This window comes from Labilibaculum antarcticum (genome assembly GCF_002356295.1).
Lineage (GTDB): Bacteria > Bacteroidota > Bacteroidia > Bacteroidales > Marinifilaceae > Labilibaculum > Labilibaculum antarcticum.
The window spans coordinates 3830121-3851162 of record NZ_AP018042.1 but is presented as its reverse complement, the minus strand read 5'-3'; the positions used below and the strand labels follow the sequence as shown (position 1 = coordinate 3851162).

Annotated in this window: 17 protein-coding genes; 3 read left to right on the top strand and 14 right to left on the bottom strand. The window is 37.1% G+C overall.

All coding sequences use genetic code 11. The features are described from left to right. Nucleotides 1-100: 100 nt before the first annotated feature. The 9 genes from ALGA_RS15165 to mltG form a co-directional block, all read right to left on the bottom strand. Nucleotides 101-1003: an NAD-dependent epimerase/dehydratase family protein gene (locus tag ALGA_RS15165; protein WP_096430499.1), complete on the bottom strand. Its 903-nt coding sequence runs from the start codon at nucleotides 1001-1003 to the stop codon at nucleotides 101-103. A 363-nt stretch (nucleotides 1004-1366) separates the two neighbouring features. After that, nucleotides 1367-2356, bottom strand: coding sequence for an aldo/keto reductase (locus ALGA_RS15160; protein ID WP_096430496.1), 990 nt, complete (start codon nucleotides 2354-2356; stop codon nucleotides 1367-1369). Between the two features lie 88 nt (nucleotides 2357-2444). Further along, nucleotides 2445-3329: a helix-turn-helix domain-containing protein gene (locus ALGA_RS15155; RefSeq protein WP_096430493.1), complete on the bottom strand. Its 885-nt coding sequence runs from the start codon at nucleotides 3327-3329 to the stop codon at nucleotides 2445-2447. Between the two features lie 341 nt (nucleotides 3330-3670). Next, nucleotides 3671-4600, bottom strand: coding sequence for a DMT family transporter (locus ALGA_RS15150; RefSeq protein WP_096430491.1), 930 nt, complete (start codon nucleotides 4598-4600; stop codon nucleotides 3671-3673). A gap of 298 nt (nucleotides 4601-4898) precedes the next feature. After that, nucleotides 4899-5615 (bottom strand): DUF3592 domain-containing protein, encoded by a 717-nt coding sequence (locus ALGA_RS15145; protein ID WP_096430488.1) that lies wholly within the window; start codon nucleotides 5613-5615, stop codon nucleotides 4899-4901. Nucleotides 5616-5688: 73 nt separating this feature from the next. Continuing rightward, on the bottom strand, nucleotides 5689-6336 hold the full coding sequence (locus tag ALGA_RS15140) for an ankyrin repeat domain-containing protein (RefSeq protein ID WP_162845451.1): 648 nt from the start codon (nucleotides 6334-6336) through the stop codon (nucleotides 5689-5691). Nucleotides 6337-6457: 121 nt separating this feature from the next. Then, on the bottom strand, nucleotides 6458-8515 hold the full coding sequence (locus ALGA_RS15135; RefSeq protein ID WP_096430481.1) for a hypothetical protein: 2058 nt from the start codon (nucleotides 8513-8515) through the stop codon (nucleotides 6458-6460). A 3-nt stretch (nucleotides 8516-8518) separates the two neighbouring features. Then, the gene (gene tssD, locus ALGA_RS15130; RefSeq protein ID WP_096430478.1) at nucleotides 8519-9229 is read right to left on the bottom strand and encodes a type VI secretion system tube protein TssD; all 711 of its coding nucleotides are present in this window, start codon (nucleotides 9227-9229) and stop codon (nucleotides 8519-8521) included. Nucleotides 9230-9738: 509 nt separating this feature from the next. After that, the gene (mltG, locus tag ALGA_RS15125; protein WP_096430476.1) at nucleotides 9739-10809 is read right to left on the bottom strand and encodes an endolytic transglycosylase MltG; all 1071 of its coding nucleotides are present in this window, start codon (nucleotides 10807-10809) and stop codon (nucleotides 9739-9741) included. 224 nt (nucleotides 10810-11033) lie between these two features. On the opposite strand from mltG, the gene ALGA_RS15120 reads away from it, so the two are divergent. After that, nucleotides 11034-12161: a M14 family metallopeptidase gene (locus ALGA_RS15120; protein WP_096430473.1), complete on the top strand. Its 1128-nt coding sequence runs from the start codon at nucleotides 11034-11036 to the stop codon at nucleotides 12159-12161. 185 nt (nucleotides 12162-12346) lie between these two features. Here ALGA_RS15120 and ALGA_RS15115 read toward each other — a convergent pair whose 3' ends face one another. Continuing rightward, complete coding sequence (locus tag ALGA_RS15115; protein WP_096430470.1) at nucleotides 12347-13786, bottom strand: S8 family serine peptidase; 1440 nt, start codon at nucleotides 13784-13786, stop codon at nucleotides 12347-12349. 199 nt (nucleotides 13787-13985) lie between these two features. On the opposite strand from ALGA_RS15115, the gene ALGA_RS15110 reads away from it, so the two are divergent. Continuing rightward, nucleotides 13986-14966, top strand: coding sequence for a transglutaminase domain-containing protein (locus ALGA_RS15110; protein WP_145957646.1), 981 nt, complete (start codon nucleotides 13986-13988; stop codon nucleotides 14964-14966). Between the two features lie 92 nt (nucleotides 14967-15058). On the opposite strand, the gene ALGA_RS15105 is transcribed toward ALGA_RS15110, so the two are convergent. Beyond that, entirely contained in the window at nucleotides 15059-16105 is a 1047-nt protein-coding gene (locus ALGA_RS15105; RefSeq protein WP_096430464.1) for a nucleoid-associated protein, read from the bottom strand. Nucleotides 16106-16272: 167 nt separating this feature from the next. On the opposite strand from ALGA_RS15105, the gene ALGA_RS15100 reads away from it, so the two are divergent. After that, nucleotides 16273-16905 carry a carboxylesterase family protein gene (locus tag ALGA_RS15100; protein ID WP_197705584.1) on the top strand — a complete coding sequence of 211 codons (633 nt, stop codon included), beginning with the start codon at nucleotides 16273-16275 and terminating at the stop codon, nucleotides 16903-16905. A 121-nt stretch (nucleotides 16906-17026) separates the two neighbouring features. On the opposite strand, the gene ALGA_RS15095 is transcribed toward ALGA_RS15100, so the two are convergent. From ALGA_RS15095 to ALGA_RS15085, 3 genes are all read right to left on the bottom strand, one after another. Beyond that, nucleotides 17027-18640, bottom strand: a complete 1614-nt coding sequence (locus ALGA_RS15095; protein WP_145957645.1) for a PepSY-associated TM helix domain-containing protein — start codon at nucleotides 18638-18640, stop codon at nucleotides 17027-17029. Nucleotides 18641-18763: 123 nt separating this feature from the next. After that, entirely contained in the window at nucleotides 18764-20410 is a 1647-nt protein-coding gene (gene hcp, locus ALGA_RS15090; RefSeq protein ID WP_096430458.1) for a hydroxylamine reductase, read from the bottom strand. A 258-nt stretch (nucleotides 20411-20668) separates the two neighbouring features. Next, nucleotides 20669-21034, bottom strand: a complete 366-nt coding sequence (locus ALGA_RS15085; protein ID WP_096430455.1) for a hypothetical protein — start codon at nucleotides 21032-21034, stop codon at nucleotides 20669-20671. Nucleotides 21035-21042 lie beyond the last annotated feature (8 nt).

The following is a 21042-nucleotide window of genomic DNA, read 5'->3' as shown; positions in this document are numbered from 1 at the left end:
ATACATTTCTATTTAATGTGCGTTTTTTTGTCACACCAGTAAAGTCAAGTTCATTGGGAAAAATTAAGGCCGTATTTTGGTGGGATTTCCAAACTGACAATCAGTCCTTTTTCAAGTATTTCTGCCAGTTATGTTGTTCTTTGAAGCCCAGAACTTCGCGGATTTTGCGATTTGAAAACAATGCTTCATGTTCCTCCAATTCACGGGTAATTGGCACATCAGGAAAAAACTGTTTAGCCAATTCTTTGCTGGGGATAATCGCACCGTTGTGATCGTTTCCTGCATTGAAAACCTGATAACCAAGCTCATCTTTGTTCAAACATAAATCCACAATCTGTCCCAGGTCACGCGCATCAATATAACAGAACGCATTTCTACGGCGCACTTCAGGCTTTTCAAAATAATGCGGAAACAGTTCAGTGTATTCATGAGGCTCAATCACATTTCCGATACGAAGGGCATAAATATCAAAGCCTGACCGTCGCTGAAAGCTGCGTGCCGTTTTCTCATTCACGACTTTCGATAATCCATAACTATCCATGGGATCAACATCATAATCCTCCTCCAAAGGCAGAGCAGTAGGATTGGTTTTGCCATCTGAAAAGCAGATCCCGTAGGTAGTCTCTGAGGAAGCAATAATAATCTTCTTAATTCCAAGTTTAACAGCCGCTTCAATCACATTGTACGTGCCTATGGTGTTGATCCGGAAAGTTTCGTTATCAGGTTTAAGCAATATTCGGGGCACGGCTGCAAAATGTACTACAGCATCAAATTTGGGTACGCCTTTACCCGATTCCAACTCATCTAAGCCGGCATACGAACTCATGGCATTAAAGATTTGACCTGAATCCGTAATATCAGCTACCAGATTGTCCACCCCTGGACAATCCAAAGGCACCAGGTCTACATTCATCACTCGATGTCCTTGGTCGAGAAGGTAAGGTATCACGTGCTTTCCTGCTTTTCCTGATCCTCCCGTAAAAAATATTCGCTTTTTAGTCATGATCTCCTATTTAATAATGATTTTATTTAGCACCAGCCAAGAATGTAGGCGCGGCATATTCCATGTCAGTTTCACAATGTAGTTATCACAAATGTAAGAATAATGGGATACAATGTTTCGTAACTGATAACCGATTAATGGCTACTAAGCTACAAAATCACTAACCCTAAGCTTAACTATGCAAACCTAGAGGATAGCTATTGGGATTAGAAGTTCACAAGAGCTATCGAAATGGGATATATGCGAATTAAAAGTTCGCCAATACTCATGCAAATCTTCGATACAGTTCCAGTGTAGCAAGCAAAAAAAGACCGAGCCTGATGCCCGGTCTTTAAATTTTGATATAATAGTTCCTAATTGTGCTTAGTCTTGATCTACCAATCTCATTGCCGCTTCAGGATAACGCTCGCCGGTATTGGGATACTTCGCAATAATGGCTTCAATTGCGGCTACTTCATTGGCTGTAAATTCAATATCGGCAGCGCCCGCATTCAGTCCCAGGTATTTGCGTTTTTTTGTTCCCGGAATCGGGATGATGTTATCGCCTTTTGCCAACAGCCATGCCAATGCCAGTTGAGCCGTATTGATGCATTTACCGTATGCCAATTCATCCAACGCTTTCATCAGATTCTGATTGTTAATTAGATGTTTCCCCTGAAAGCGAGGCATATGCATGCGGATATCATTTGAAGCAATATCATCTACGTTAAAATTCTCGGTAAACATTCCTCTACCCAAAGGTGAGTAGGGAACAAGTGTGATGCCCATTTCTGCGATTTCGGGCAGTACTTTCTTCTCTACATCTCTTGTTAAAAGCGAATATTCACTTTGCAGTGCCGAAATAGGATGTACGGCATTCGCTCTTTTGATATTGCTAAGGGATGCTTCCGAAAGCCCTAGGTGACGTACCTTTCCCTCTTTTACGAGTTCCGCCATGGCTCCCACAGTTTCTTCAATCGGAATGTTTGGATCCACGCGGTGGGCATAATACAAGTCGATGGTTTCAATACCCAATCTTTGCAAACTTAGCTCCACAGCCTTACGCATATATTTGGGCGAACCATCAAATTTACTGGCGAGTAGGTCTTCCCCACCATATTGAAACCCAAATTTAGTTGCTATAAATATCTTGTCTCTATTTGGTTTCAGTACTTTTGAAATAAGCTGCTCATTCGCTCCTCCTCCATAAAAATCTGCCGTGTCCCAAAAATTAATCCCCAATTCCAATGCTTTGTGCATAGTGGCGATACTTTCCTCATTATTCTTCTTACCATAAACATGCGACATCCCCATGCAGCCTAAGCCAATTATAGAAAGCTGATCATCTGTTTTTCCTAATTTTATGTATTTCATAATGATATTTGAATGATTAACAAAATTACTGATCCTGTTTCAATGGAAACGATAGGAATCAAACAGAAAATTATAAAATTCAAACAATTCACAATCTTGCTTCCTTTGGAGTCATACCCGTTGCTTTTTTGTAAAAATTATTAAAATAAGCGGGATACTCAAAGCCCAGACAATAGGCAATTTCAGCAACCGGCCAATCGGTATGTACAAGCAATTCTTTTGCCTCAATAATTGTGCGGCCGGCAATATGTTCCGTTGTAGTTTTCCCCGTAACCTCTTTTACCGCTCTGTTTAGATGATTGGTATGCACAGAAAGCTGACATGCATAATCATTCGCAGATTTTAGTTTCAATTGATTCTGCATTGAATCAATAGGGAACTGACGCTCCAGCAATTCCATAAAAAGAGAAGCGATCCGCGATGCGGCATTTTGTGTTTGCGCGTCATTTTTTGCAGGTTCCATCTTAAGGGCATAATGAACAATCAAATGCAGGTAATTGCGCAGAACATCCTGTTTGTAGATATAAGAACCTTCATTTTCCGCCATCATTTTTCGATATAAATCAGTTATTTCTTTCACTGAATTTTCATCCGGGAAATAGACTTTATCGTATCCCAATTGAAACATCGGAAGATCCGTTAGCAACTCATCCCTCTGTTTTACGAAGAACTCGTTAAAAATACAGAACCAACCAGTCTGTTCTTTGGAAATATTCTGCCAATTATAGGGAATCAACGGATTCGAAAACAGTAAAGCCGGTCTGTCTATGTGAATACTTTTATCGGCATAATCGAGTCTTCCTTCGCCCAATATCAAAGTTAGTTTGTAGTAATCTCTTCGTGAATAAGTGAGTGGCCCTGTACAAGCTGACCGTTCAAAAACATTAATATGAGGTTTACTCAAAGACAGTTCCTCATCAGGCTTGTATTTTATTCTATCGTAAAATGCGTTTAAATCTTCACTCTTTTCCATGAAGCTAAATTACAAAATTCAAACAGAACGAATGGGTCTAGATTTCATTTTTTTATTCTCCCATTTAGTCAAGTAAATAATCAGGCTTGCTGCCAGAGTTCATGAAAAACAACAATTGGTTTGTAAACTGTTTAAAATTTATCCTTCCGTTTTTTTATAGGAAGAAATAATCCCGATTGGAGAAATCGGTGCGCTTTATTTATTCACGAATAATTACAGATGTGTTTTTCGATACCCTAAACAGACCATGAGCTCTCCCGATAAAAGTTAAGACCGGCAACTTGCCATGGTTCACTAATTATTCAAAATGGTGTTACAAGCTGTTGCTAGATTAATAAATACTAAGCTCTTCTGAGTCTGCGGGGAGTTAATTTGCGGAAAAGCATTCGGTATTTTGGCTTCTTATTGGTTTGCACCACAATAAAAACAGAAGTCAATATCAGAAGAATGGCCAAAGAACTTTTCAAGTCCATTACATCATTAAACACAAACACGCCTACCATTACTCCGGTAAGAGGTTCAAGGGTTGACAGAAGAGATGCATTCCCTGGTCCGGTATATTTCATGCCCTTGTAAAACAACACAACTGACAAAAAAGTAGACCAAAAACTAAGGTTTAGGATATAAAATAAAGACATGGCACTGGGATTTGTCTTGATGCCATCTACGAACAAGCATTTGCCAAAAAATAGAAGTGCCGTAATGCCAAAAACCCATAAAGCAACACTATAAGGCGAAATTTTCCTTAGTTCGGGGTTGGCCATACATAAAATGTAGATGGCGTAAAATAAGCCCGATACCAAAGCCCATAAAACACCTATCGTATTAATTTCGGCACCGCCACCCACCGATAACAGAGCAATTCCGATGATGGATAAAACAAGAGCAATGATTTTTTTTGCCGTAAATTTCTCTTTATAGATAATGCCTGCAAAAACAATGGTGATAATCGGGTACACAAAATGAAGTGTGCTTGCCAATCCCGACGAAATATACTGATAGGATAAAAAAAGTGTGTAGGTAGTCATCATGGTGCCACCAAATGCGGCAATCAGCAATAGAAAAAATTGTTTTTTATTGATTCGGGGACTAATCTTTTTGTAGATACAAAACAAACCAATCAGCACAAATGCAAAACTGAACCGATAGAACAACAGGTTACTAACATCAAAACCTTCGGCATAGGTTTTAATGGCAAAAAAAGGCATCAAGCCAAAAAATATTGCTGATAAAAGAACCATAATGGTCCCTTTTGTTTGTGCTCCAATCATTCAGTTTACTTTTTTGCAATGATAACAAATCCTTTGCTACGGAATGTGAGACGAGCCACTTATTTTTGAAGGCTATTAAATTTGTAATCTGAAGTTGAAGAGTTCTCGATTTTCAAATTGCCTTTACTCAACCGAACAACTTAATTCAGAGGATCGCCAATCCCCCATACACATTTACAGAAGCAAGAGTGCGATTTATTTCATGATGCCTCTTTGGTTGAGGGCTTGTTGATAGAGATGCGATACTTCTTAAAAATATTCTTTTGAACTGTTGTAAGCTAAAGATCCGACTGCACCTCTACTCTGCCATTTCAGGAATAAAGGATGTATCCATCCAATATTTTTTATAGTTGGCAGGGTCGGCCTTAACTGCAATGGTATCGTGTAAAAATTCGCTTGGATCAAACCAGAAGTTTTTACTCTTAAAGATGTAAATCTTGTTGCTTTGCTCATCATGCCATTGCGCATGTATTTGAAATGGCGACCTGCCGTTTACTTCCACGCTGGTATTGTATATTACCTCGCTTACTTTGGCATCGACGGTGGCGCTGTATCTTTCCGCTTTTTTCTTCCTGCGTTTATCTCTCTTGGAGAAAAATTCAATCAGGAAACCCGTAATTATAAACACGATGGCTAAAATCCATACAATCAACATTCCTCCCCACATGTGTCCAAATGTTCCAATTTTACCATCAGAAGGGTTTTCTGGCAAATAAAGAACTTGAATCCCTTCTCCTATTTCACACTCCGGACGTCCACTACCCATACTTGAATTTAAAACATGCTGTGCGCCATTGGCATCAGTATATTCAACAACAGGATAGTAATAGGTTTGACTGACACCTTCTGAGTCTGTTTTATCTTTAACTTTCATATCCACAACCGTACCCAAGGTTTCTGTACTTTTTTTTATAAAAGAAATATTGTCCCAGGTACCGTTCATTCCAAATAATAAAAAGATTATCCCAACTCCGGCAAATAAATAACTTATAATTTTAATCGTTTTCTTTTTCATGAGTTTCGTTTTTTTATCCGGAGTTCTTTTTGTCAATCTTTAAATAATCACCCCTTCAATTGGGATTATTAACTTATCGCTTACTTTCATCAAAATACAACATGCCTTTAAACTGATTTTTGCCATGCTTGGCGCCTATGCTTTGCATGTAATCGGCAATGGCTTCTTGGTCGCGATAGGGAACTAACCAAAGTGCTTCTTTGGCTTTCGGATTGGCATAGGCCATGGCCCAATCCAAAGGACTATTGCCATCTAAAAGGCATAAGTTTATGTCTGCTCCTGCTTCAACTACAGCTTTTACAGTTGCTAAATCACCCGCATTTATAGCATGCCACAATACAGTACCTCCATAATCAGGATCTCCATTTCTGGAGTTAATATCTAAACCTAATTTTACCAAAACTGGGATCATCTTCTCTCGACCGCCGTTGGCTGCTAAATGCAATGCATTTAAATTATTCCCGGACGTCGTGGCATGAATATCAGCTCCTTTTTTTGCCAAGTATTTCACGATTTTTACTGCTTCAATTTCCATGGAGTCTATTTCTCCAGGACGACGCTGATCTTTCTCTCGTAAACATTTTAAGGCACCTGAAGCGTTAAGAAAGGGGGTTGTATAAGCCTTTTTACTGGAATCAATGTATTCAATATCAGCTCCTCTTTCTAGAATTTCAAAAACATCATCAAAAGAATTACTCCAAGGTTCAGTTGTCATTATCATTAATGCATAATTTAACGAATTATGATCGTGTCTTTTGTATTTGTTCCTATTACTCTTATTTCCGCATGACAAGAATATCAAAACAACTATAATAGAATATAATAAAGTGCTTTTTTTCATTTTATCGATATTTAATATTTCTTAAGTAATCTAATCTATCTTGCTGAGAGAAATCTACTAAATCATCAATAAAAATAGCCTCTCTACCAGTACCTTGTTTAGGTGTTTTTAAGTTCTCTTCGATTTTCTTAAATTCCTCACTATTCCTACTGCTCTCCAATACAGCAATTACCGCATCTTCCTTATCTTCTTCCGAGAATCCCCCAAAAGCACCCGAACCATCATGGCGCATATCGTAAATAAGATCAATTTTCATTTGCCAAGTGGCATAGTTCCAACTAATTTTATTTTGTTGCGCTTTTTCTACCAAAGCTATTGCAGCCTCTTTTTCTGATAAATTTTCATTTCTTTGCTTTAAGGAATAATAAGTACTCTTCAAAACTAAAAAAGCCAAATTATACTGCTTAAAACTAGAATACCCAGGTACATTTTCATCCCAATTATCATCTGCAATCTTGAATTGCTCAAGACCCTTTTCTGGTAAATCTCGCAAGTCCTGAATCGTGTCCATGATCTCCTTAAACTTCCCTTCCAGCTCTCCATACACCTCAGCAACTGTTCTTTGTAAATAAAAACAGTTATTCATAATGGTATGGTATAATAATTCTGTTTGCTTATCTAAAGCATCCGACATATTCTTCCAGTTAAGACCATGTGCGACAGTAAGAATAAATTTACCAACCAATTTAGCATCCACAAATCCTTTCATGAATGTACCCCCACCAACTTTAACAACTAAGGCAATTTTTGCTTGATATCTTAATTGTCCATCAAAGTATCCTACTGCAAAAACGCCACTAATACCAGCACCCGCTGCAACAAATCCACCAATTTCAGCACTGCCTAACTTTTCCCATTTAGATAATTTGTCAGCTTCAATTTCTTTACTAGATACTACCGTTTCTCCTCGCTCACCAACCGTTTTCAATCGGTCTCGCATTGCATCCATCACATAGTCCTCAACAAACATCATCTTAATTTCGAATGAAGCTTTCGCTTCACCTTTAGCGCCAGCAAATATGTCAAGACCTGCTTGTGCTGAACCATTTTCTTTCCCTTCCGTTACTGACAAACCTATTTCTCCAGAAACAGAAGCACAAATACCAACGAATGCTGAACCATCTAAACCTAAAATGATTTTTAAAAATATTTCAGTATAATCATCATCAATAAAATCTGGAGCAATACTTTTACAATACTGCATTAATCCAAAACCATATTGATCAGGTAAAGCCACGGAAAACTTACCTGTAGCCTCAGCTAGACTAAAAGATCCACTTGCTTTTGCTGTCGCTTTGAGTTCTTTTTTATCCGTCCAATCGAACTTTGTATCCGCTGCGGCCTCGGTAGTATATCTAAATAATTTTGCATCAAGAGAAGAATTGATATTATTATTATCTTCGAAAAAATCCTTGTGTAAATCTTTGTTTATTGCTTCAAACTTATCATTAATAGCGCCATCTTCGCTCCAGAATTTTTTCTCAAGTATTTTAATTTCTGCGGATTTTGCAGTCTTTGCAGTCTTTTCGTTTTCACTTTCATTACCAGCTTCGATCTGCTGTTGAACTTGCTTTTTTCCAAACCATCGGTTATGATTTTTTATTTTTTCAGATCGAACTCTAACCATTCGTTTGCCTTCAGCCCATAAGATTTCAGAATGCACCTTATCGCTAATATTAACAGCACTAGTATCTATTGGTCCATCGGCTTTTAACTCCTCTTTCTTTTCATTTATCTTAGCATCCAAATGATTAATTATATCAGCGGCGGTAGCATCGTTAGAAGCATTAACAAACTCATCATAAATAATCAAAGTTGCCAATGCTAAATATTTGCGATCTTCTTCTTTTGCCTCATCCTGCTCTTTCTTTTGAAAAGAAGCCATGTACGGAGTAAATGCATCCATCCAATCAACCTCTTGTTTAAAAGAACTTCGTTGATCTTCCCTTATAATTCCAACTTCATTTGTGTTGATATCGTATACCACTTCTCCTTGTATACTTTCTTCGTATTCATATTTTTGGGTTTGTCCTTCGATTTCGAGTTCTATATATGCCATGACTTAAGAGTTGGATTGATCTTGTTCGATTACTTTTAGAGATAACTTATCCTCATTGCTATTAATGATGTAATTTTTTAATTTATCATCAATCAATCTTTTCCCTTGATATAAGAAATCATACTCTTCGTTGTGTAGGTCGATGGTATTGATCGTTTTGCCAATCAATCCCGTGGTTTTAATAACTAAAGTTATATCCTGTTCCTTATCTAAATCTTCTATTTTACTTCCACCAGAATCCAACAAATAGACCTCAGTAAATTGTTGTTCCTCACTAGCAACAGGAGTAGCTGTAGGCTCCACATTCTGTCGACTCAAATCGCTTACTTTCCAGTTTTTTTCGACGAGAGTTTGGCCATCCTGAACGATGATGGCGGGTGAGAGTTGAAGAACGCTGATCATGGGATCTTTACTTTCGTGGTGAAAGTAATCGTGATGGCGAATGCATAGGGTATCGTACAACTCGATGGTTCGGCTTTTGGAAGCCAGAGTAAGGGGTGAAAACACCAATTTAACGTACTTCATATCCAAATTACTGGCTCCCCAGGCATACAAATGGGTATTTTTAGGACTTTCGACTTCTATATTGAATAATCCACCCAAAGGCTGAGTGGAAGCAGTTCCATTTGTATTTATTTTTTGATCGAAACCAAAATCTAATTTTCGTATGTTGTAAACCAGATCGTCTACATACATTTTTGCTTTTATACTCATTTTATGTTTCGCTTAACTGTAAAAAGATGTTAACTTCTCCCGTAAAACCTGAGCTGGAGAACATTATTCTTTTGCTTAACTATAATTTACAAGTAGTAAAGATAATAAAATTAAATTATGTGCATTTAACAGATAGGAATTATTGTAAATAAAATTCAGCTCTAAATTAATTAAAAGCACATTAACCGCTTATCCACAGACATGTGCAAGGCAATATTTATTTCACCAAGTGTAATTAAGCTTACGAAATCGACCCAAGAAAGACCATTTTTGAACAAATAGGCTGACAACTAAATTTAAAAACAAAAAATTGAATGAGTGATGCGTTAGGGATAGTAGCGGTACCCCGCAACGAGCCAAGGCGAGTGAGGAGTTTAGCGTAAAGCCCGCCCGAAGGGAACGCCCAGATAGGAAAGGTTGGAGTTCAATTACAGAGTATTCATTATTTAAGAGAATCACAAATCCTTAACCAGAACCCGCAGATTACAAATACAAAGGAAAAACAAAAATTATTTCATGATGCCTCTTTGGTTGAGGGCATTCTGATATCGGCGGGCATTCTGATTGTGTTCGCGAAGCGATTTGGCAAATACGTGATAGCCGTTAAATTCGGGACTGGCACAAAAGTAGTAGTACTTGTGATTTTCGCAGTTTAGAACGGCTTCGATACCAGAAATAGATGCCTGACGAATTGGGCCTGGCGGTAATCCACGATACTTATAGGTATTGTATGGAGAATCGATTGTTTTGTGTTTGTTAAGCACTCTGCGGATGGTAAAATCGCCCAAAGCAAACTTTAAAGTTGGGTCGGCATCTAATTTAATTTTACGCTTTAAGCGATTCATGTATACGCCGGCAACACGTTTTTTTTCATCGCTCTTAATGGTTTCCTCATCGACGATTGAAGCCAAGGTGCTAATCTCGATAGGTGAAAGACCTAAAATCTCAGCCTTTTGCAGGCGCTCAGCATTCCAAAACTTGGCATACTCTGTATTCATTCTATCAATGAAATTTTCAGCACTTAAATTCCAGTTAACCTGGTAAGTGTTGGGGATAAACATTCCTATGATGGTATGAGGCGCAAATCCGTATTTTTGAAGTTTCGATTCGTCTTTTAACAGCGATAGAATACTAATTGAATCAGCTTCGATTTGAGCAGCAATTTTGCCTGCAAACTCTTCCAGCGTACGAGTATTATTGAAAGTGAGATTGAGTGGCGATTGCACACCCGAACGCAACAAATCGATTAATTCATTATTGCACATGCCATTTTTAATTTGGTAGCGCCCCGGATGAATGTGACTGGCATAATTTTTCTTTTCCATCACCCATTGGAGTGAAGTGCTATTTTTAAGCCAGTTGTTTTCTGTTAAAATTCGCAGAACATCTGCCTGATTCGAATGGGTAGGTATGTACAGAAAGCTGGTTTCTTCTTCGCCTAAATTAATGTTTGCTGAATAAACATCCTGATAAAGTTTAATAAATACAGTTCCTGTTACTACTAATACAAGCATTACAGCAATCACTATAAACTTCCGCTTTTTTGAACGCACGCCTTTCAGACGAAATAAATTGATCATTAGTTTGAATTAAAAATAAATACAAGCTTAGGCCTGCAAAAATAAAGAAATAATATTTCCCAGATGAACAGACTCCCAAAAATAAAAGAAATTGTGATGATTTAAACGTTTACTAGTGGTGAATTAGTACTTCGTTAGTGTGATTTAAGAATTCGCCAGATTCCTTGGCTGTAAAAATCAAAAAATATATCTTTGAATGAATCTCAAAAAAAAACAACTCACACATGAACATTTCATCGAATTTTGATGGTGGTAAAATTGAAGTTATTGATGCTTCCAATCCTCAAAATATACAATTAAGCATACCCAACGATACGAATTCGGAACATTTTCAATGGTTTTATTTCAGATTGATGGGCGCTATGGAAGAATCTGTTAAAATACGGATTACAAATGCCAGCAAAGCATCTTATCCGGAAGGATATGAAGGTTACAATGCTGTAGCATCCTACGATCGGGAGAATTGGTTTCGGGTTCCATCGAACTATGATGGCAAAGAGTTGACCATTGAGCATACACCGGTTTACAACTCGGTTTATTACGCTTATTTTGCTCCTTACACCTACGATCAGCATCTTGATTTGGTTCATCAGGCGCAAATGTCGCCGGAATGTGAATTGGTTTCCATAGGAAAAACTGTTGAAGGGAAAGACATCGACATGCTAATTGTTGGTGAAGCGGACGAAGAGAAAAAAAGCATTTGGGTAATTGCCCGTCAGCATCCTGGCGAACCCATGGCCGAATGGTTTATGCAAGGTTTACTGGATCGACTGTTGGATCAGGATGATCCCATTTCGAAAAGTTTGCTAGACAAAGCTGTTTTTTATTTGGTGCCTAACATGAATATTGATGGCAGTATTGCGGGTAATTTGCGCGTAAACACAAAAGGAATCAACTACAATCGAGAATGGGCAGAACCTTCGATTGAAAACAGTCCTGAGGTTTTCCATGTTCGTAATTTAATGGACGAATATGGTTGTGACTTAAATTTGGATATCCACGGGGATGAAGGTTTACCTTATAATTTCATTTCGGGCATAGAAGGTATCCCTTCTTTCGATGAAAGATTGAAAAAATTAACAGAAAATTTCATAGGCTCATGGATCGCTACATGCCCTGATCTTCAGGACACTCACAGCTACCCAAAGAACGAACCGGGAACAGGAAACTTAGCAATTTGCTCCAAACACATTGGGGAAAGATATAAATGTTTATCTTTAACACTTGAAATGCCATTCAAAGACAATAATGATTTACCAGACCCTGAATATGGTTGGTCTCCCGAAAGGAGTATTTTATTCGGAGAATCCGTTCTTCAACCAATCTATCAAGTGGTAAATCACTTAAGATAATTTCAAAGCATATACTACTAAGTATATTACTCGAAAGGCCCATTCTCAAGCTTCCGTGAGTGTGGGTCTTTTTTGTGGGGTAAATTCTGCTGTTTCATTTCCATCATCCAACTTATCTATCTAAAACAAAAAAAGTTCATGCTTCTTTCAAAACATGAACTTTCAATTATTTTAATCTATTTTATTTACTGAACAGCCCTTGCTGCATTTACTCTACCATTTCCGAAGTAAGCATCTTTCCCTGGCTTACCAAGGTCATCAGCACTTTGTCGTAACACAGTCATTACCTGAGCTGGTTTAGCATCATCTCCCAATTTTTCAAATACCAAAGCAGCTACACCTGCTGCATGAGGAGAAGCCATACTTGTTCCTGCTGAAAACCCCCAACCACTGCTAATGGTGCTAAAAACCATATCGTAATACCATAAATCACCCGGGTGATCAAAATCCCCTCCCGGAGCCGCAATATCAATTAAAGACTGTCCGTAATTGGTATAACTGGCAGGCACATCCAAATCGGTTGTTGTATCGTAAGCATAACCATAAGGAGCTGTAGCCGATACTGCCATTAAATGATTAAGACTAGCAGGAATAAATACCAAATTACCGGTATGATTCGCGTCTAAACCATCGTTGGAAGCAGCGACAATCACAAGTGAACCCATTTGGTAAGCATAGGTAATTGCCTTTTGAGAAGCATTAATGTAGGCTGCAACTTCGTTTGCTCCTACTTTTACAATGGAACTATCAGGTAATTCTACAAAGAAACCATTTCTTGGCAAAGAAGTACCCAAACTCATATTAATAACATCAGCACCATTATTTGCAGCATAAACCACACCTGCATTAATTCCTGAGAAAGAACCACTGCCGGTATATTCCGAAAGAACTTTTACGGCAACAATTTCTGCTTTTGGTGCAACACCAATAACTCCAAAATCTCCACCAAGACCTGAAGCAGGACCATCAGCCGCAGCTATAATACCGGCAACATGAGTTCCATGGTTAAAGTAATAGCCCGGCTGAATATTATAATCTTCACCCGGCACAAAAGAAGTTGACAAGCTCGTATTTAAATTTGGTGCTAAATCAGGATGTTCTGCATCTATTCCACTATCAAGAATAAATACCTTAACTCCATTACCAGTAAACCCTTGATCCCAAGCTCCCGGAGCATCAATTGCATCCATTCCCCACTGATAAGCATAGAAGGTCTCATTGGAACCAATGTGCATGGGTACGAACTGTGCCTCGTCTGTAGTCTTAGGCTCTAACCATTGCAATTGAAGATCCGGCAATACGTCGCTCACCCCTTTTATCTTTTTTGCTTTTGCAATAAAACCAACTTCATTCGATTCAACCACATACATTCCTATTTCTGAAAGTTTACGATTAATCTTTCCGCTGGCCTTACCAATTTCAGCTTCCATTTGGGATGAGAAATCATCCGACAAAATAAGATATCCGCTAGCCTTGAAGGTTGGACTTTGAGCTGCTGACAACTTTTGAGTTTTAACTTTGTTAACTGATTCTTGACTTTGAAGGTCTAAATCCTCTTCAACAAACTGATTAGAACAGGCACTAAAGAATAGTCCTGCCACTAAAAAAACGATAATTTTTTTCATAGTAACTATTAGTTTAAAGTGTTAGAACTATTAAATGTAAAACATAAAAATACCAATGTCAATACTAAAAACAGACATATATCTAAATTATAAGATACAAGAGAAGCGATGATGGCATTACTTATGCAATTAAATAATGGCATCGTAATTGCTTTTTCCATTCGAACAAGCTACTTTACAGCTTGTAATAAACAAATACATGAACAATACTTTTAAATATCGGTTTATAATAGTGACATTCCTTTCTCTTCTTCATTTTGTAAGTTTCTCACAAAACCAGATAGATGATATTGTCAGTAAATACCCAAGCAAATCCGACTCCTATGAGGAATTAGCGGATAAAATATCAGCTGATTTTACCACAGATGAAGATAGAGCCAGAGCGGCCTTTGCATGGATAGCCATGAATGTTGAATACAAAACAAAAGGAATAGACAAGATTCAGAAAATTCGCTTTTCGTATACTTCGGAAGAAGATTTGCAGGCACAAAAATATCAGTTTAGAAAGGAGCTTGCGCTAAAAACAATTAAAAGTAGAAAGGCTTTGTGTGAAGGCTACGCAACCCTTTATCAGGAGATTTGTGCTTTGCTAAATATTGAATGTGTACTAATTCCCGGAACGGCAAAACGATTTATTTCCGAGATTAGCAAGTCTAATTTGCCTTCGAACCATGCATGGAATGCAGTGAAAATTAATGGCAAATGGAAACTGGTAGATGTAACATGGGCCGCAGGTTCTGTCGACTACGCGAAAATGGAATTCCATAAAGAATATACTCCTGCTTATTTCGATACCGATCCGGAAGAATTTGCGATGAAGCATTATCCGGACAATCAGGAATGGTTGCTTTTAAAAAGGCCCTTTACCAGAGAAGAATTTACTCTTCAGCCTGCCGTTTTCAATCAATTCCTTGGCAAAGGATACAAAATAATTAGTCCGAAAAATGGTTCTCTTTCTGTAAGAAAAGGAAATAAGATTGACTTTTCGATTGAAAATATTCCAAGTGGCATTCAGATTGCTTATCACTTTAAAAGTGATAAATTTGGACAACTTGTAAAGCCAATTAGAAAAAACAAGCAAATTAACTTCTCGGTACCAACTAAGTCGAAAGGCAATAATGAGTTGATCATTTACTTCAACAACGAGCCAGTTCTGGGTTATAAAATTACCGTAAAGTAGTTAATCTGTACCATTTACGCTATCAGGTACAAAATACTCTAACAGGTCTACTTTAAACTTGATCCTTCGCACTTTTTACTTGGGCACTTGATTTAATTCTCGTCTCTGAAAAACAGTTTGTAGTAGCTTAAATCACGAGCAGCGTCGTATCCTTTTTCGATGAATTTTCTTTGTCCGTGAATGTAAACATGAAAGTTTTTATCCAGTTTCAGAATGTGCTTAAAGTGTTTTTGCTCTCCCTTTACAGCATCATTATTGATTGTAAATTCAGGAGTCACTTCAGTTCCCTGTTCGTTCTGATAATAGGTTTTGTATTCATCAAAGGCAGTAGCAACCTCAGGCTGTTCAATCACTTCTGTTTTAAATAATTCCTCGTTGAATTGTTTTTTATCCTTAAAGAAATTGATTGATTTGTTCATTAAATCGATCTGGTCGGCCTTGGCCACCTCATTCTCGTCGTTATACACATCGCCAATAAAACCCTTACACATATCCAAGTAGTTTTGGGTATGATAAAAATTATCTTCGCGAAGTTTCAAATTCAAAAAGTCTTCTTTCCAGTACAATGCCTCTTTGTTTGAATTGGTTTTATCTACAATACAAACTTTAAAGCCCTTATCCTTTTCAGAGTTAAAAATCAGGCATCCTTTATCCAATTTCTTGATATTGATCCCATTCTCGCAACCCAATTCAATATTTTCCTGCTTCTGGTATACCTTTAAAAAGGTATCTTTATTTTCTGATTTAAAAATACCCAATGCATCACACACTTCGCCATCAACAACACAATTGGAGAAGCCTACTAAATAAAATTCCCCGCCTTTAATGTTCGGATGGTTGGATTTTTCGTACAAATGAACAGCGATATTGGTTGACTGATCGTAAAAGGAAACATTCTCCTCAAAATACTCAGAGGCATAGCAGAAAACCTCATTCATGTTCAAATCTGTCTCATGCTGAAAATTATAGAATTCCTCCCTATTAAAGGCTGTTAGAAAGTACTTTAACAGGACCTCCTTCACGTCATCATCATCCAATTGGATTTCTGATTTAGAAAGTTTCAAATCTTCATCGTGATGTTTATTTCCTACATTGTGAACCACAATACGGTCCAGATTTATATCTTCGAAATTGAACATGGCTTTCTTTTTTTTAATCTGGCGATAAAGATACAGACTTTAGTTAAATAATCTTTTCCCTTTTGAACTAATCATTTACAATTAGTAGATTTATAGAAACAACGTATTATAACATGTACAGGCACACAATTTTAGCAACCTCAGTTTTACTTTTTTCGTTCATTGGTATGAAGGCACAACAAGTTGAGAAACAATCAAAATTAGGAGTACACTATTGGGAATACTTACCCAGTGAAAAACAATCGGAAGAAAAGCTTCCTTTGCTGATTTTCCTGCACGGAATGGGTGAACGAGGCAATGACCTAAACCTGGTGAAGTTTCATGGACCTCCTTCTTTTTTGGATAACAAAAAAGATTTCCCATTTATTTGTATTTCTCCACAATGCCCTGACTCTGTTTATTGGAACGAAGACTTGCTTCTTCCCTTTTACGATGAAATAATTGTGAACTATCCGATTGACAAGGATAGGATCTACATAACCGGATTGAGTATGGGAGGCTTTGGAACCTGGGGTTCAATTGTTGCCAAACCAGATCTTTTTGCTGCGGCAGTTCCTATTTGTGGCGGTGGTGATCCAAGTAAACTAAAATCCATTAAAACAATCCCAATCTGGGTTTTTCATGGAGCAAAAGATGATGTTGTTCCTCTTATTCGTTCAAAAGAAATGGTTGATGGATTAAAAAAATTGGGAAGCAATGTGAAATTCACGATTTATCCTGAGGCCACTCACAATTCATGGACTGAAACCTATAATAATCCTGAATTATACGATTGGCTTTTGCAACAAAAAAAGAAGTGATTCTTTCATTCCCGACATAAAAAAAAGAGGCTGAATCACTACGATTCAGCCTCTTTTAGTATACTAATTCGATTAGTATTTTAAACATCCTTTTATTCATCTAATTTCCTAAATCAGTAAATTATTTCTTTCCTTTTCTCTGCTTATGATACAATATATATCCGGTAATCAAGATCCATAAAATACTTAATCCTGCTAATGGAATAAAAAGGATATAGAATTTACCAAAAACATATTGATAGATTCTTCCAGTATGAATTTCCAAACACAAATTCCATAGTGACATGGGCGAATGCAGAATATTTTCAGGCATCTGAGTAAAACCCGAAGTATCACTTAAATTTCCGGCACCCAAATTATAATCAAACAAAATTTCTTTTCCTTTTACATCTTTTAAATACCCTGCAATTGGGTGAGCCGAAATCGGAGGTCCCATGGTTTTTACCGGAACATGAGGTTTCTTAGTAATGTAATTGAAAACCATTCCTTTTTCTGGGATCCAATAAAAAAGTCCACTAAACGAACCTACCAAATAACTCCCGCTATTTGCTTTCTCGAAAACATTCACTCCCATTACTGAAATTGGAGGCTGCACGATAAAGGCCTTAGGAGCAGAAATAAAAACATCATCAGAATAATACACACTCTCATTGGTTGCCAGTAGAATTCGGTCTAATTCTTCATCGTACATTATTCTGCGCAGTTGATCGTACCATGGATTTGGGTTATCCAAATGTGTAAATGGAATTTTAGGAACCCGATTGGAGACTATTGCAATTAATAAAGGCGGACGCAAGAACATTCCAGTCAATGTCGTTAGGACAAGGAATACAATTAACCAATTCCCGAAATGATTGTGCCATTTCAAATTGAATTTTAAGAAATTAATCTTCCTCTTAACATCCTTCCCTTTCTTTTTCAGTTTTTTAATCCAATCAGGATAAATAAAATAAATGAAGCCACTTACACAGAGAAATATGAACACAAATCCTATAAAATCAACGAACAACTGCCCAAACAATCCAAAAGCCTCTCCACTATGAACTTCCCACAGAGTTTTAAACAAACTAATCTTATTATCAAACGTTTCGGAAGGAAGAAGTTCAACTATTTGAAAACCTTCATTTGTTTTTTTCAACAAATTCGATCGGGTAAGCACAAATAATTCGTCTTTTATTTCAACCAAATCAACAATCCTCTCTTCGGCTACCGGTAAGCTTAATGCTTCCCAACTTTCAGTAGCTGTATTTTGATGAAAGAGCCCCAATAAAGTTCCTGCGTACATTTCACCAGAGTCAGTCTTAATGATTTTTTCAATTTTCCGATTGTCAACACCAGATTTAAAACCAGAATTAAAATCCTCAAAGGTTTTAAAATTATCTGTAGTTTTCCAGATTCCGATATTACCGTAAATCAATGCTGTATCTCCTTGAATTGTAACACCCGACTTAACTGCAGCCTTATTCCAATTAGAGTACTGATACTCACTTCCCAAATATTGCCGATCTACATCAACAGACGAAAATACGCCTCGGTGATTCATTACTATTCCCGATATTGAAAATAACAATATGAAGATAGTTAGAGCCAGCGAAGGCCACTTATGATATTTTTTTAAGAATTTTATTGTTTTAAATCGATCCATAACTGCATATAATATTACACAAATTGTTCCCCAAACGACAACAAAACCACACATAAAAAAACTGCCTAATGCAGAGTTTATATCATCCACATTAGGCAGTCATTTACCCTAACAAACTATTATATAACAAACCCTTAAAAAAAACGCTCCGATTACAATTCACCTCTATCATTCATCACACACGAAACGCTTTTTAAAATTTCAGACTTAATCTTAGTTTAAAAACATTTTCATGTCTTCGTCAACAGTACCAATTCCAGCAATTCCGAAAGTATCAATTAACACTTTAGCTACATTTGGAGAAAGGAAAGCTGGCAATGTTGGTCCTAAGTGAATGTTCTTAACCCCTAATGAAAGAAGAGCTAACAATACGATAACTGCTTTTTGCTCGTACCATGCAATATTGTATGCAATTGGTAGATCATTGATATCGTTTAGTTCAAATACTTCCTTCAATTTCAATGCGATAACAGCCAATGAATATGAATCGTTACACTGACCTGCATCCAATACTCTTGGAATTCCTCCGATATCACCTAACTCTAATTTGTTGTAACGGTACTTAGCACAACCTGCAGTTAAGATTACAGTATCTTTTGGTAAAGCTGCTGCAAATTCAGTATAATAATCACGACCTTTCATACGACCGTCGCAACCTGCCATTACAAAGAACTTACGAATAGCTCCTGATTTTACAGCATCAACAACTTTGTCAGCCAATTGCATAACTTGATTGTGTGCAAAACCACCTACAATAGTTCCTTTTTCAATCTCAATTGGTGCAGCACACTTCTTCGCTACAGCAACAATCTCAGAGAAATCTTTAATTCCATTTTCATCAGCAGTAATGTGCTTGAATCCTGGAAAACCAGAAGCTCCTGTAGTATATACTTTATCTTGGTATGTAGATGTTGCTTTAGGAGGAACAATACAGTTGGTTGTAAACAAGATAGGTCCGTTGAAAGTTTCAAACTCTTCGTTTTGCTTCCACCATGCATTTCCGTAGTTACCTATAAAGTGCTTGTATTTTTTAAATGCTGGATAGTAGTTAGCTGGCAACATTTCAGAGTGAGTGTAAACATCAACACCAGTTCCTTCAGTTTGCTTCAACAATTGCTCCATATCTTTCAAGTCATGACCCGAAATCAAGATGCCTGGCTTATCGCTTACTCCGATATTTACTTCAGTAATTTCAGGATTACCGTAAGCAGTTGTATTTGCCTCATCAAGAACAGCCATAGCAGTAACACCATTAGCACCACATTCCATAACTAAAGCAACCAATTGGTCAACAGATAATGTATCATCAGTAGTTGCTTCTAAAGCTTTCTGCATAAATGCATACATTTCAGCTTTCTCAAGACCTAAATTGAAAGCGTGCTCAACGTAAGCGGCAAATCCTTTCAACCCATAAATTGTCAATTCTCTTAGAGAGCGAACATCTTCGTTTTCTGTAGATAAAACACCAATCACACGGGCTTTTGCATCAAAATCATTCTCTTTATCAGCAAACCATGTTGCAGAATGATGAAGGTTTTCAAAAGTAACACCTGCCGCTTCAGCCTGAGTTTTAATTTCTTCGCGTAATTTAAGACCTTCGCGAATAGCTGCAACAAATTTCACTTTGTCAAAGTTGGCGTTAGTAATAGTCATGAACAATCCAGTCATGATAAAGTTATTTACCTTATCATTCTCAACACCAGCTTCACGAGCTTTAGTACTGAAAACTGAAATACCTTTCATCACGTACATTAGTAAATCTTGAATATTTGCAACCTCATCGGTTTTTCCGCAAACACCTTTAACTGTGCATCCAGTTCCTTTTGCTGCCTCTTGGCACTGATAACAAAACATAGCCATAATTATATTTTTTAGTATTATTGATATTTGATTATTCAAGTTACGATATTGTGAAGGGAGCAACTAAATAATTTCTAAAAAGAAATCCGATTCCCTCTTTCAATACCACAAAGATGCGACAGGAGAATTGCAAAAAGTGTAACGGATGTTACAAACACTAAAATAATTCAGATTTTTTTATCTTTTTATCTCATTTAAAATTTCAGACAAAAAAAATCCCAACCTTAATCGATTGGGATCCTATTATTTATAAATTAATTATTTCAATTCTTTACAGTTTCGTTTAAGTTCTTCCTTCAACTCACATTTACATTCAATGTAGCTCGCCAACTGTTTCTCAGAAAGAACATCTCTCATCTCAACTTCCTTTCGTTTCAAACTATCACGCACTGCCTGCATGCAAGGAAAGCCTTCTTTTTCTAATGTTAGATTTTCTATCTCATTTTCGTACTTCAAATTTAGAATCTCTACCTTAGAAATCTGATCAGCAGATAAATCCAATTTCTTCTCCATCCAGGATGTAATTAGATTTGCTCTTTTTGTAACCGCAGAATTATTTTTAGCACTCACAGTAAAACTCACCAACACAAATAGTAGAACTAAACTTCTAGCTATAATCTTCATATACTGAT